10 protein-coding genes and 1 riboswitch are annotated in these 13,765 nt (G+C 34.1%); of the genes, 1 reads left to right on the top strand and 9 read right to left on the bottom strand.

All coding sequences use genetic code 11. The annotated features are described in order from the left end of the window. Positions 1–58: 58 nt before the first annotated feature. From THYS13_RS00630 to THYS13_RS00620, 3 genes are all read right to left on the bottom strand, one after another. Entirely contained in the window at positions 59–601 is a 543-nt protein-coding gene (locus THYS13_RS00630; protein ID WP_042832690.1) for a Mur ligase family protein, read from the bottom strand. 96 nt (positions 602–697) lie between these two features. Beyond that, complete coding sequence (locus tag THYS13_RS00625; RefSeq protein ID WP_042832689.1) at positions 698–1,306, bottom strand: cell wall hydrolase; 609 nt, start codon at positions 1,304–1,306, stop codon at positions 698–700. 168 nt (positions 1,307–1,474) lie between these two features. Beyond that, positions 1,475–2,806 carry a sigma-54-dependent transcriptional regulator gene (locus THYS13_RS00620; protein ID WP_201035639.1) on the bottom strand — a complete coding sequence of 444 codons (1,332 nt, stop codon included), beginning with the start codon at positions 2,804–2,806 and terminating at the stop codon, positions 1,475–1,477. Between the two features lie 62 nt (positions 2,807–2,868). Further along, positions 2,869–2,956: riboswitch (cyclic di-GMP riboswitch) on the bottom strand. A gap of 348 nt (positions 2,957–3,304) precedes the next feature. On the opposite strand from THYS13_RS00620, the gene THYS13_RS00615 reads away from it, so the two are divergent. Beyond that, complete coding sequence (locus tag THYS13_RS00615) at positions 3,305–5,035, top strand: S8 family serine peptidase (RefSeq protein WP_042832688.1); 1,731 nt, start codon at positions 3,305–3,307, stop codon at positions 5,033–5,035. A gap of 41 nt (positions 5,036–5,076) precedes the next feature. Here THYS13_RS00615 and THYS13_RS00610 read toward each other — a convergent pair whose 3' ends face one another. The 6 genes from THYS13_RS00610 to THYS13_RS00585 all read right to left on the bottom strand — a co-directional run bounded on the left by THYS13_RS00610 (position 5,077) and on the right by THYS13_RS00585 (position 13,557). Next, positions 5,077–7,419, bottom strand: a complete 2,343-nt coding sequence (locus tag THYS13_RS00610; protein ID WP_042832687.1) for a glycoside hydrolase family 65 protein — start codon at positions 7,417–7,419, stop codon at positions 5,077–5,079. Positions 7,420–7,498: 79 nt separating this feature from the next. Then, positions 7,499–8,743 (bottom strand): ABC transporter substrate-binding protein, encoded by a 1,245-nt coding sequence (locus THYS13_RS00605; protein ID WP_042832686.1) that lies wholly within the window; start codon positions 8,741–8,743, stop codon positions 7,499–7,501. A gap of 70 nt (positions 8,744–8,813) precedes the next feature. Continuing rightward, positions 8,814–9,644: a carbohydrate ABC transporter permease gene (locus tag THYS13_RS00600; protein ID WP_042832685.1), complete on the bottom strand. Its 831-nt coding sequence runs from the start codon at positions 9,642–9,644 to the stop codon at positions 8,814–8,816. 2 nt (positions 9,645–9,646) lie between these two features. Continuing rightward, positions 9,647–10,501: a carbohydrate ABC transporter permease gene (locus THYS13_RS00595; protein ID WP_042832684.1), complete on the bottom strand. Its 855-nt coding sequence runs from the start codon at positions 10,499–10,501 to the stop codon at positions 9,647–9,649. A gap of 91 nt (positions 10,502–10,592) precedes the next feature. Continuing rightward, the gene (locus THYS13_RS00590; protein WP_042832683.1) at positions 10,593–11,606 is read right to left on the bottom strand and encodes a LacI family DNA-binding transcriptional regulator; all 1,014 of its coding nucleotides are present in this window, start codon (positions 11,604–11,606) and stop codon (positions 10,593–10,595) included. 415 nt (positions 11,607–12,021) lie between these two features. Next, complete coding sequence (locus THYS13_RS00585; RefSeq protein ID WP_235603183.1) at positions 12,022–13,557, bottom strand: methyl-accepting chemotaxis protein; 1,536 nt, start codon at positions 13,555–13,557, stop codon at positions 12,022–12,024. Positions 13,558–13,765 lie beyond the last annotated feature (208 nt).

Raw genomic sequence — 13,765 nt, 5'->3', positions numbered from 1 at the left:
AGCAAGCAATTATGACAGGTGGCAAAAGTAATCGTTAAAAATTATCTTTAAAAATTTATCACCGTCCACTATTCTCAAAGGTTTTAACCACATTTTGTATATCTTTTATTTCATACCCCAAAATTAATAATACAGTTATTACAAATAATGAGTTATATATATTATACTGTCCAGGAACTTTTATTTCAACAGGTATTTCCAATGGCTCTATTAATTTGCCTTTTAAATTAAAAAAAGACCTTTGTACGCAATAATTAAATTCATAACCTTCTTCTTCATAAGATATTGAAGAAGCAGTAATGGAGGACTTTGGATTTAAACCACATGTTATAAGGGTAGAATTTATTCCCTGTGCAAAGAGTTTATTTGATAGCTCATCATCTGCATTTGTTATCATAATACTACTTGGAAAACTATAAATATAATTTTTTAACTTGTGAAAATCCTCCTCTCGCAGAATATCAGAGATAATTAAAATATCTGTTTTCTCTTTATAATTCTTTAACTCTTCTACCACTGTTTTTTTAGAATGTACACAGTAGGATAAAAATTTTATAATTGAACTTTTTTCTGAACTTCCTCCTACAAATATATATACCATATAATCAGCTCCTATTTTTAATGCTATTCTTATTCTTTTACAAAAGTAAAATTTTATAATGTAAAATATATGCAATATAGGAAGGCTTCTGCCTTCCTATATTGCAAACCAGTGGTGTCCTATCACATTTGTAATTGTCCTTGTCCATATCCACCAAGAAGTTGAAGTAGCTGGATTGAAGAAGTATAGGGCTCCTCCTGTTGGGTCCCATCCGGCTAAAGCTGCATCTGCTGCTTTAAAAGCTGTAAGGTCAGGTTCATGATTGAAAAATTCACCATTCGTTACAGACTCAAAAGCATCTGGCTGATATATAACTCCTGCTACAGTATTTGGGAAAATACCGCTTTTTACTCTATTCAAAATCACCGCACCTACAGCGACCTGACCCTCAAAACTTTCTCCACGAGCTTCAGCATAAATTATTTTTGCGATTAAATATCTGTCAACAAGATAATTGTAATAAGCATTTTTTTCATCTACTGGCACAACTAATTTTTCACCAGGATATATCAAATCGCTCCAATTCCCATTTGCCTGTTTTATGCTATTTACATCACTACCATACCATTTCGCTATTAAATACAATGATTCACCTTTTGAAACAACGTGGATTTTGTCGTAAGCGTACACCGAAGTAATTCCTCCAAATAGCATTATAAATATCATTAAATATGCTACAGCAATTTTCAAAATTTTATTCTTCATGGCGAGTTTCCTCCTTTCTATTGTTGCGCAATAGCAGGAGTTAATTCGATTACAATTATAAACTCTTCTATTAATATTGTCATCCTTCGTATTTCCCGATAATCCACCATTAATTAAAAATATCTCCGTGATGATATGTTATAGTGATATATTCTTAGATATACTAATCTATGGAAAATTCCCATTTTTTCTAAAATTATCCTCCAAAATGCTTTCTAAAAAGTTATTAATACAATCGATTATTCCCTTTTCAAGTAACATCCCCTTAATTCCCCTTTCTTTTAATTCATGATATTTCATAGCGATAAATTCATAAAAATCATATCTATCTATTTTCTTTTCTTTTTCAGGAGAAATGATTAAAAATTTATCAAAAACTACTCTATCATTTAGCCCTAGTTTTAAATAATTCTGAGGTAACAAAGTAAGATCAATTTTTAAAAAATTCCTCTTTGTCCCATAGTTCATTAAAAAAGCTTTAGAGCAAATTAATTGAAGGAGAGATTTCAATTCCCCAATATTTCCTTCATATTGCAAAGACAAAAACAAAGAAATTACTTCCGGACGTACAACAATATTTAAGTTTAGGCGTTTGGCTTCTTCTTTAAAAAGATGAATAATCATTTCAATTTTTTCCTCAAGAGGTCTCTCCTCAAAAGAAGTAAGTTGAATGACAACGGGTATTCTCCTCATAAAAGTCTTTAAAAGAAAGGAACCTGGTTTCTCTGTAGTAGCTGCTATAATCATTAAGTTAGCCCTTCTTTCAACAGTATCTCCTAATCTTTTATACACTCCTTTGTCAATAAGGTAAAAGAGCATCTCCTGGCCCTCTGGAGGTAGGCGGTGAACCTCGTCAAGGAATAATATCCCTTTATCGGCTTTTTCGACTAAACCTATCTTATCTACATCAGCTCCAGTATAAGCCCCTTTAACATGTCCAAACAAATGAGACATAAGAAGTTGAGGATTGTTATAGTAATCCGCGCAGTTTAACACTTCCAGAGGTCCTACCCTACCATTTTGAAGACTGAATTTGTACATCATCTCCGCGAAAAAAGATTTACCAGAGCCCGGCGGTCCTATGATAAGAGTGTGGAGCCCATAAGGAGGATATAATACAGCTGCTTTGGCCTGTTCTATTTGTCCTTTGAGGCTGCCATCATGTCCTATTATATTTTCAAAAGCACATTCTTTTCCTTTTCTTAAGTGTAAAAAATCAATTAAGTCTTTTAGAAGCATTTCTTCTTTAACCTTATTCCCTAAAAAATAAGCTAATCTATCTTTTTCAATATAATACACGGGTTTTGAAATAATTTTAACTATTTTCCCTTCTCTTACAAGATGATTTAAAATAAAAGACACATTGGGTCGAGCCATTTTTAAGAGTTGTGCTACTTCTTCCGTAGTGATTCCACCTTTTCTACTTATCAAAAAATTTTGAATATCAAATTCTTTACTTTTTTCTACAATAACATTATAAATTTTTTCCTTATTAGTCATATAAAACACCACTTCCTTAATTTATAAACCTCCTACCAAAAGGCAGGAGGTCATATATAAATGTTGGTAGCCCGGCTATCATAGCAAAACTATTGCATTAGACCCGTGGCTTTGCGTCCCCGCCTTTCGACGAGTTTGCCTTTTTCAACAAAAATTTATTTAATTTCCCTATATTACTATTTCGACATAAATATGAATTTTCCTTCTATTTTTAAAAAAGATTTTTTCTACATAATTCGTTAAATTTATACTAATTTCTAAATGTATGTGTTTATCCATTCTTTTGTGTATAAAAATGTGTATAAAAAATTATACATTTCAAAAACTTTTATTAATTTTGTCCATATACAGTGAACTGGCATAAAAATTGCTTGAGTTTTATTATAGAAAATAAATCTTAGAGAAAGGAGATGATAAACAAAAAACAGTTTCACTTAGCGACTAGAAGTGCTGACTTAAATTTTAAAAAATATTAAATTTTTAAGGAGGTAAGAAAAAATGAAGAGCCGACAAATATTAAAAGCTTTACTGACCTTTGTGTTAATTGTATCTTTAATGTCGCTAAGTGGAGTATTAGTCCAAGCTCAGCCCAACTTAATAAACTTATCTGGCGACTCTCCAACAAAAAATTACTCGCCTCAAATTCAAAAAGTTTTGATGCAAGATTCTAACAAAAACAAAATTTTTGATAACCTGGAAGCAAAGCTTACTGATAAGCCTGACAGTGCGGAATTCCCTGTCGTAATAACCTTCAACAAAAACATAGATGATAACGAACTATTGAATATTTCTAAATCCATTGGAAAGTTTAATATAAAGCATAAATACAAAATTATTCCAGGAGTTGCTGCTACTTTAACTAAAGGACAAATAAACGCTTTGTCAAAATTGGATATAGTAAAACAAATTGAGTATGACGAGCCTGTATATGCGACATTAGACACTGCAACAAAATGGTTTGGCGTTACAAAAGCGAGAAATGACTTTGGCGTAACTGGAAACAAAGATGGTAATCCTTCCTCCTACTCCAAAAATGATATAGTAATAGCAATTATTGATACAGGCATTGATGGTTCCCATGTTGACCTTGCTGGTGGCAAAATAATAGGATGGCAAGATTTTGTAAACGGTAAAACTACCCCTTACGATGATAATGGACATGGGACTCATGTAGCAAGCATTGCGGCAGGCACTGGGGCAGGTAACAGCCTTTATACAGGTGTTGCACCTGGTGCAGCTTTGGTAGGAATAAAAGTACTTGATTCAAATGGAAGCGGAAGTATGAGTACTGTAACGGCAGGAATTGATTGGGCTGTTCAAAACAAAGATGTATACGGAATCAAAGTCATAAATTTAAGCCTTGGAACTTCTACAAGTTCTGATGGAACTGACTCTACCTCATTAGCAGTAAACAGCGCCGTAGATAGCGGAATTGTAGTAGTAGTTGCAGCTGGAAATTCAGGCCCTGCAAGGTACACCATAGGATCACCTGGTGCAGCAGAAAAAGCCATAACCGTTGCAGCAATGGCGGATGTAGGAGAACTTGGATTCAACCTTGCAAGCTTCTCCAGCCGTGGTCCCACAGCTGACGGAAGGATAAAACCTGACATTGCAGCACCCGGATATAATATAACTGCCGCAAAAGCAAATTCTATAAATGGTTATGTGACATACAGTGGTACAAGTATGGCTACACCTTTTGTAGCAGGTACAGTAGCCCTTATGCTTAGTGCAAATATAAACCTTGCACCACTTGATGTAAAAAATATAATAATGACTACTGCAAAAAGTTGGGGGACTCCAAGCAAAAACATTGACTATGGTGCAGGAAGATTGGATGCATATGAAGCAATTAAAACAGCTGGAAATTTCACAGGAACTAATATATCTGTGCCAAACCATTATTATGCTAAAAATTCACTCCCTGGGTCTGGTTACAGTGACATTTGGACATTTAACGTGACAGACACATCATATCCTATCGCAATAACTTTCATAATACCTGATTGGGCAAACTATAACCCTGATTTCGATATATACCTCTATGACCCAACTGGTACTCTTGTTAAAAGTTCAACTGGAACACAAAGGCAGGAAACAATAACATATATTCCAACACAAACGGGAACCTATTATATCAAAGTATATTCATATAGAGGCAGTGGAAATTATTACTTTGATTTAAGTACGGGTGGCGGTTCCCTCACGCTTTCAAATAACGACATATAAAAAAATTAAAGAAGTATGGTGCCGATTGGCTCCATACTTCTTTAATTTTTACGACTTTCTACTTTATTTTCTCCTTTTTCAAGTAAAATTTTTTCGTCAAAGCAGTAGATTTCTATAGGTTCTCCTTCTAATAGTGCAAACACAACACTTTCTTTGGTTAATTTGATATTTATTTTTCTACCTTTGTATCTCACATTAAAAGAGAGCAAATTCCATTCTTTTGGCAATCTCGGCTCAAAATGAAGTTCATTTGTATAAACCCTCATTCCACCAAAGCCATTCACAACTGCACTCCATGTTCCTGCCATAGAAGCAGCATGAATTCCATCCTTAACATTGTCATTGTAGTCGTCCAAATCCATTCTTGCAGTCATCATAAAGTATTTATAAGCTTTGTCAGTATATCCTATTTCATTGGCTAGTATGCTAAATATAGCTGGCGACAAGGAAGAGTCGTGAGTAGTAATAGGTTCATAATAATCGTAATTCTTTTTAAGTTCATCTTTAGTAAATTTTTCTCTCTGTAAAAACATCAAAAGCAACACATCAGGCTGTTTGCATATTTGATATCTATAAATATTTAGGTAATGCCAGTGCAATAAAAGTGGAAATTGATCTTGTGGTATTTGATCTACTGTTATCCTTTCTTTATACAAAAAACTGTCATCCTGTGGTATAATGTCAAGTTCTTTTGAATAAGGAAGGTACATATTGTCAGCAGCTTTTTTCCACGCATTAATTTCTTGATCTTTTAGATTTAACTTAGAAGCAATTTTTTGGTATTTCTCAGGCACTTCTTTTTTCATTTTATTTGCAATATCATAGGCATATTCCAAATTCATTTTTGCCATGTAATTGGTATAAGCGTTATTATCAACCAATGCAGTATACTCATCTGGACCAGTGACACAGTTTATGCAGAATTTATTGCCCTTAAGAGGAATATACGCTCCTAAATTTTCCCAAAATCTTGCAGTTTCAAATAATATTTCACATCCATAGTCATAGAGAAAGTCCAAATCATTTGTAGCCTCCACATATCTTTTTAAAGCATAAACTATATCAGCATTTATGTGATACTGTGCCGTACCAGCCGGAAAGTATGCAGAACATTCAGGCCCATCTATCGTTCTCCAAGGATACAAAGCTCCTTTGTGACCTAATTCCTTTGCCCTGGATCTTGCTGCATCTAAAAGATTATACCTGTACATTACCAAAGCTTTTGCAATTTCGGGCTTTATATAAAGAAAGAAAGGCATTATATAAATATCAGAATCCCAAAAATAATGGCCTTCATAACCTTCTCCCGTCAGCCCTTTTGCTGCAATATTTGTCTTCCCATCTCTTCCGACAGATTGAAGTAGATGAAATTCATTAAAGCGTATGCCTTGCTGCAGAGCTTTATCTCCTTCTATGATTACATCAGCATCTTCCCAAAAAGAATTCAAAAATTCTTCCTGCTCTTTTTCTATCGTTTCAAAGCCGTCATTTTTGGCTTTTTCTATTTCTTCTAAAGCAAGAGCAACCAATTTATTTTCATCAAAATCCTTTGAAGTGTAATAGGAAATAAATTTATTCAATGTGTATGAGGTGCCTTTTTCAGCCTCTAGATCTACAATTACTTTTACTCCATCTTCTTCTAAACTATTTGAGACTTCATATTTACTATCTCCCACTAATGCATTGTCTATCGCGCAAACATAGGAGAAATTGCTCTTTTGCGTTTTTTGAACAATCCATCCTTTTAAATCCTCTACACCTTTATCTATAGTCTTTAAAACTTTTCCTTTTAAATTTGAACCTACTCTTACATCTTTACTATCATTTATATTTGAAACATTTCCGTCAATAGCGGAAATAAATCTAATTTTTCCGCTAAAATTTACAGGTTCCACAGTAAAAGAAATTGCCGCTAAATGTTGCCTATTTAATGATACAATTCTCTTTATTTTTACCTCTAAAACTTTTCCTGTAGGGGATTCCCATTTTACTTTTCTTTCTACAACCCCCTTCTTCATGTCAAGTACTCTCTCATAAAATAGGATTTTCCCTTTTAGTAAATCAAACTGTTCCCCATCTACATACAATTTTATTATTTTACTATCTGCCACATTTAACATTGTCTGACCTATTTTTGCAAAACCATATCCCCCTTCAGGGTAAACTATATCGTGTATTTCATAAAACCCATTGATATACGTCCCATTAAAAGAGGTATTTTTAGGCCCTGAATATCCTTCTTCAAAAGTCCCTCTTATTCCAATATATCCATTTGCTAAAGCAAAAATAGTTTCATTTCTGTAGTTAGTGTCTATACTAAACTGCGTCTCTCTTATAACCCAATCTTCAAAAGGGTAAATTGGTTTCTTCGTTTTGTTGGCCATATCCATCCTCCACTCTTACTTTAATTCAAAATTTTGGTCGGAAACAAAGTCGTTTCCGACCAAAATCAATTTAAAGCATTTACTTGCTTTCTGCGGCTTTTTTAGCTTCTTCTATCATGTTGTGATATTTATCAAGAGTAGGTTTAATAGGTTTATTTTCAAAGATTATCTCTCTTAGTGCTCCATTTATAGCCTTGTCTACATCAGCCCAGTATACAAGGTTTGGCCTCGGTTCTGCATGTTTTAATGCTTCATTTATAGCTTCAAAATATGGTTTCTGCCAATCTGCAACTTTACCATAAGCATCGCTTCTCATTGATGGCCATCCCAATTTAGCCACAAGTTTTTCTTGAACTTCTTTACTCATGAGATACTGCATAAACTTTATTGCCATCTCTTTATTAGGTGCACCAGTTGGTATTCCTATAACTTCTCCTCCTAAAACGTGGGACTCTTTAACCGGACCTGCCCAACCGTGATATGCCAAAATGTTCTTTTTACCATACTGCTCTACAAGAACGTTTGCAGTGTAAGGCCAATTTTCAACTAAATATACACTATCTTTTGCGAGATATTCGACAGGTGTATTCCAGTCAGCTTTCTTTGAGTCAGGAGAGAGGTATGGCTGTAATTCTTTCAAGAATGTAAATGCTTTTACTGAACCTTCATCATTCAATACTGTTGGGTCACCACCAGCAGATCTTATAAGGTCAAACATTTGAACTGTGCTGTCAGGCCCCAAATTTTCTTTAATTATAACTCTGCCTATACCCTCTTTTTCTTTAAAAGTCTTTGCAACCTGTAAAAGCTCATCCCAATTTGTAGGTAGTTTCAAACCATATTCTTTGAATTTATCTGCATTGTAAAAAGCTATCTCTACATTTGGTCTATAAGGCATAAAGTACAATTTTCCATTAAACTCTCCAACTGGAACAAGACTTGGTATTACTTCCTTGGGTATCATGTCTCTATACTGAGACAAATCTTCCACAAGCCCTTTTGCCACAAGCGGAGCAAGTTGCATGTTATCTTGAGTTATAATATCTATATCCATCGCATTTGCTTTGTGCATAGCATCTAACTTTTTAATAAGGTCTCCGGCTTCAATTTGAAGAGGCTCAATTTTTACACCATACTTTTGCTCAAATGGTGGGAAAATATCTTCCTTCATCACTTTCCATTCTGCTTCTCCAAGTCCCATTGAAACTTTCAAGACTTTTTTCCTCGCATCTGACACATTTTTACTCCCGCATCCTGCGATAAGAGTACCCAAAAGGGAGAGAACCACTAATACTGCTATTACCTTAGCATAAAACTTCCTCATAACTTCAGAAAACCTCCTTAAAATTTAATTTTTTTATATACAGTATCCGAAAAATTCGGATACGTATATGCTAACCTTTAACAGCACCTGCAAGATATCCACTCTTCATATACTTTTGTAAGAAGAATGTCACAAGCATTACAGGGATTGTGAGTACTGTCGCATATGTGGCTGAATCAAAAATTCCTCCTCTTTGGACATAATAGTAAGTTTGAAGAGGCAAAGTCCTGTCTGAAATAGTCAAGTAAAGAGCATAAGTAAATTCATTCCAGGAATTCAGCCATACAAATATAGCAGTAACAGCTATACCAGGAAGTGCAATTGGCATTATAATCCTCATCAATGCCGTCAACTTACTTGTTCCATCAACCAATGCAGCTTCTTCTAGGTCCTTTGGTATTGTCTCAAAAGTTCCAACCAATATCCATGCTGCAAAAGGTAAATTTACAATAAGGTGTGCCATAACCAATCCTAGATAAGTGTCCATTAAATTTAATTTTATAAACTCAACTGCTATCGGAAGAGCAATACCTACATCAGGAAACATCCTTGTAAAAAATAGTGATAATACTACTGCGTATTTTATTTTTGATGGCATCCTCGCTATAACATAAGCCGCTGGAGCAGCTATTATAATTGCAATGATGGTAGTCATTGTTGCCACTACAAAACTTTTCTTAAAAGGAGGCCATATATTTCCTGAAAGAAATACATCTTTCCAATGGTCCAAAGTGAAGCGAGTAATGAAAAAATCTGGATGAGGCTTTAATATATCACTTGGCACTGCAAAAGAAGTTATAAAAAGTATATATACTGGTATAATCATCAATATTGCTGCTATTATAGCTATTGGAATATACGCTGTATTTGAAATCTTCTCACTAATATCTATTTTCCTCATCATTATTCCTCCTTAGTACCAGCTATTTTTAAGTAGCTTACTATAAATACTGCTATTATTAGGAGCAATATTGTAGATGCTGCCGCAGATGTATAGGCATTTGCATAATTATTATACTCATCATACGCAAAGGTAGAAATAACAGGAGTAGCACGGCCTGCAAGAACAAGTACAAGTTCAAATATTCTAAAAGCATCTATCGCTCTTAATATCAAGGCCATCGTTATAGAGGGCTTTAAAAGTGGCAATGTCACATATTTAAAAGTTTGCCACGCAGTTGCCCCGTCAATATTGGAAGCTTCATAAACTTCATCTGGTATACTTTCAAGACCAGCCAAAAGCAATAGTATTACCAGTGGGGTAACTTTCCACATATCAGCTACAGAAACCATAAGCAATGTCTTAAAACCACCGCTCGCCCAATCCACAGGAAGCTTAATTAAGTGTAATTTTTCTAAAAGTTCATTAAAATAACCATTTAATCCGAAAATATATATCATAGCGACACCTGATACAAGGGTAGGAACTCCCATAGGAACTAACATCAAAGACCTTAAAAGCCCTTTTCCTTTAAAACTTCTTCTTAAAATAAGCGCAATTACAAGTCCAGCTGTCATTTCCAAAGTGAGGCTAATAAATGTAAGAGCTACTGTGTTAAAAAAAGCCTGTTTAAATTCTGTTTTACCTATAATCTCTTTATAATTTGCCAATGTGAATGCTTTAGTATACTGATCCTGAAAGCTTAAAGTAATAGTTTGAATGATAGGGTATACAGTAAAACCTAAAATATACAATAATAATGGTAAAAGCATGGCAATTTCAAGTTTGTATTTCTTTACGAAGTTTACATAAGACATGCCATATTCTCCTTTCGTAAGCTTAAAATCTTCATTGCGCTTTTCATGTTAAAACTGTAAGCGCTTACAATTTAAAAAAATAAAACAAACATTATTCTTTTGGAAATTTACAAGAATTTCTTACTACAATTTTGTGCTCTAAAATTGTCTGATACTCATCAATATTTTCCCCATTTAACATTTTTATAAGCATTCTAGCTGCAACAGCCCCTATTTCATACATAGGCTGGGATACAGTAGTGAGAGAAGGCCTTGTTGCTTCTGACAAGTCAATATTATCAAAACCCATTACTGATACATCTTCAGAACAGGAAAGCCCACTGTCAAACACTGCATTTATTGCCCCCATTGCCATAATATCACTTATCGCAAAAATAGCAGTAGGTCTCATTTCGCCTTTTAGCATTTCCATCGCCGCATTATATCCACCTTTATACTTAAAATTTGCTTCTTTAATAAACTTATCATAAATTGGTAATCCATTATCAATAAGAGCTTGTTTATATCCCCTTAACCTATCCACACTATCTATGGTTTCCTTCATATCGCCTAAAGGACCATGAATAATTCCAATCCTCTTGTGGCCTAATGATATTAAATAATTCACTGCATCATAAGCCGCTTTAAAATTATCAATTCCTACATAAGGCACATCAAACTTTGTTGTTCTTCCTGCCAGTACCACCTTTATATTGTCACTTTTAAAGACTTCATAATGCTCTTTTGAAAAATAGTCACAATGAAATATTATTCCATCAACCCACCGATTTTTTAGCATTTCTATATATTGAAATTCTTTTTCCCTTTTATTGTCTGCATTGCACAAAGTAATATTGTATTTATAAATATTGCAGACATCTTCAATACCTCTTACTACTTCTGCATAGTAAGGGTTTGATATATCAGGCACAATTAGCCCTATAGTGTTTGTCTTCTTCATCGCCAGGCTTCTGGCGGGCATACTGGGTTTATATCCCAGCTCTTCTGCAGCTTTTAAAACTTTTTGCCTGGCTTTTTCACTTACTAAAGGGCTATTATTAAAAACTCTCGAAACAGTTGCAATAGAAACACCTGCTAATTTTGCTACATCGTCTATTGTCGCCATTTTGACACCCTTTTCTTAATTTACTGTAACCGCTTACAGTTTATATTATATTATGATTCTTTTAAAAATGCAAGAGTTTTTTATAAAAATGTTTTTTGCTTTGTAGCTTTTTTTATAATTTTTTATCAAGAACAACCTCAGTATTCCTTTTGTACTTAGGTAAAACTAATAAATGACTCCTTCTAAATACACTTTCTCCCTAATATTTACATTTAATTAGCTAAAAAAGAACGCACTTCACCCACTTCGGCTTTAAACAATTTTTTTAATCTGTCTAAACCTTCTCTGCTTTAATATCCGATAAAACTTCTATGTTAATGTGTGGATAATTATCAAATATTTCCTTTATTATTTTTTCTTCTTAAATAGTTTTTAGAAATCTCGTGCATACATATGCTTCCGACTTTTTTCTCTTTTATTTGCCTAATTGAACGTCTCCTCCAAAAATTCCAATTACTTTCTCTCCCTTGTAGACAGGAATTGCTATTGTCACGCAAATTTCATTTGTCGCCAAAGAAATGTAAGGCTCTGTTACTGTTACTTCCCCCTCAATAGCCCTCTGAAACCAAGTTCTGTGATACACATTAGATATATCAATTTCAACAGAAATCGCTTTTATATCTCCATTTCCTAGTATTGAAAAAGCCAATTCAAAATTAGGATATCTTTTCACAATATCCATGATTATATCCTTTGCTCTATCTCCAAATAACTCTTCTCTTTTTTCTTCCGCTATTCTTTGCAGTATTTTTTTTGCCTCTTCTACTCTTCTCTTTTGTTCCACTGTAAGCTTTACTGTTCCTGAGAACTTCTTCACTAGATTTTGAAGTTTTTCAGCAAAGCCATCCAGGCGGTTCATCATCTCTCTTAGCTCTTCCATAGAAGACACTTGTTCTTCTGTAGAAGCCAAGGTCTCCTCCGTATTCGCTGCAGTCTCCTGTGTCACTGCTGCAATCTTATGATTTAATTCCGCAATCTCTTTTATTTTTTCGTATTGAGAATTGACAAGATCGTCCACAAAAGCAACTGCCTCCACCACATTTTCACTTGCATTTACAACGCTTTCTAGTTTGTCTTTTACCTGACTTGCATAAGATAAATTTTCCAATACTCCTTTAATCTCTTCCTCCAATTTCACTGAAACTTCTTTTATTTTATCTTGAATGCTTTTTGTGAGAAGCACTATTTCCCCTGCTGCAGAAGCTGACTGCTCTGCAAGTTTTCTCACCTCTTCTGCTACAACTGCAAACCCTTTTCCATGTTCTCCCGCTCTTGCTGCTTCAATTGCTGCATTCAATGCCAGTAAATTTGTCTGGTCAGCAATTTTGTTTACCATTCCGATTATGTCAGTTATCTTATTTGCCCTTTCTCTTAATTCAGATACTTCCTCTATAAGTTTTTTGTTTTTATTAGCACTTTCCTCCATCCTCTTCATTAGTTCTAGCATAATCTCTTCATTTTCTTTAATCTCTTTTTCCATACTAATACTTAAATTCTTTGTCTCTTCAAATTTATTCTTAACCTTCTCATTCAGCTCAAAAGCCTCACTGGCATTTTTGGCTGTCTTCTGTGCAGCTACCGCTTGTTCCTCTGCTCCTTTTGCAATTTCTTCTAAGGCACTTGAAATTTCTTTTGCAGCAGTGGTAACGTTATCAATTGCAATCACCAATTTTTTTGAACCCACCACTGTTTGCTCTGCGGTCTGCTGAGACTCCATAATAAGCGTTTTAAAATTTTCCAAGAAGCTATTGAGAGATTTAGCCAGTTCTTTTAATTCCTTATCGCCTTTTATGTCAACTTTTCTTGACAGGTCCCCTTTTGCAATTGAATCAATTGCCTCCTTCATTTCCCTTAACACCAAAGTTACACGCCTTTTAACTATCCACCAGTACAAAAAAGCTACTACTAAAATAATTGCAATAACTCCTGCCATGTAATAAAAAATAGCCATAACAGTCCTCCTCCTCATTTAGTATCTAACTAAAAAATCGGCATTTGTAAAAAAATATTAAAGCCATTTTATTTTTTTATTTTTACAAAATTATACGATTCCATTCTTTGTAAAAACAAAAAGGAGCTTATCATAAGCCCTCAGTTAACAAAATATTTCTGATATATAAATCTGTTAAATAAAATCAAAATTGTTTAGCAAACTGTAA

It is taken from the genome of Thermoanaerobacter sp. YS13 (assembly GCF_000806225.2).
Lineage (GTDB): Bacteria > Bacillota > Thermoanaerobacteria > Thermoanaerobacterales > Thermoanaerobacteraceae > Thermoanaerobacter > Thermoanaerobacter uzonensis.
This window is presented reverse-complemented; position numbering and strand designations above follow the sequence as displayed.

What these genes read in the sequence shown, in the direction of transcription:
- THYS13_RS00630 (WP_042832690.1), bottom strand. Translation starts at nt 601, where the DNA reads ATGGTATATATATTTGTAGGAGGAAGTTCAGAAAAAAGTTCAATTATA.
- THYS13_RS00625 (WP_042832689.1), bottom strand. Translation starts at nt 1,306, where the DNA reads ATGAAGAATAAAATTTTGAAAATTGCTGTAGCATATTTAATGATATTT.
- THYS13_RS00620 (WP_201035639.1), bottom strand. Translation starts at nt 2,806, where the DNA reads ATGACTAATAAGGAAAAAATTTATAATGTTATTGTAGAAAAAAGTAAA.
- THYS13_RS00615 (WP_042832688.1), top strand. Translation starts at nt 3,305, where the DNA reads ATGAAGAGCCGACAAATATTAAAAGCTTTACTGACCTTTGTGTTAATT.
- THYS13_RS00610 (WP_042832687.1), bottom strand. Translation starts at nt 7,419, where the DNA reads ATGGCCAACAAAACGAAGAAACCAATTTACCCTTTTGAAGATTGGGTT.
- THYS13_RS00605 (WP_042832686.1), bottom strand. Translation starts at nt 8,743, where the DNA reads ATGAGGAAGTTTTATGCTAAGGTAATAGCAGTATTAGTGGTTCTCTCC.
- THYS13_RS00600 (WP_042832685.1), bottom strand. Translation starts at nt 9,644, where the DNA reads ATGAGGAAAATAGATATTAGTGAGAAGATTTCAAATACAGCGTATATT.
- THYS13_RS00595 (WP_042832684.1), bottom strand. Translation starts at nt 10,501, where the DNA reads ATGTCTTATGTAAACTTCGTAAAGAAATACAAACTTGAAATTGCCATG.
- THYS13_RS00590 (WP_042832683.1), bottom strand. Translation starts at nt 11,606, where the DNA reads ATGGCGACAATAGACGATGTAGCAAAATTAGCAGGTGTTTCTATTGCA.
- THYS13_RS00585 (WP_235603183.1), bottom strand. Translation starts at nt 13,557, where the DNA reads ATGGCTATTTTTTATTACATGGCAGGAGTTATTGCAATTATTTTAGTA.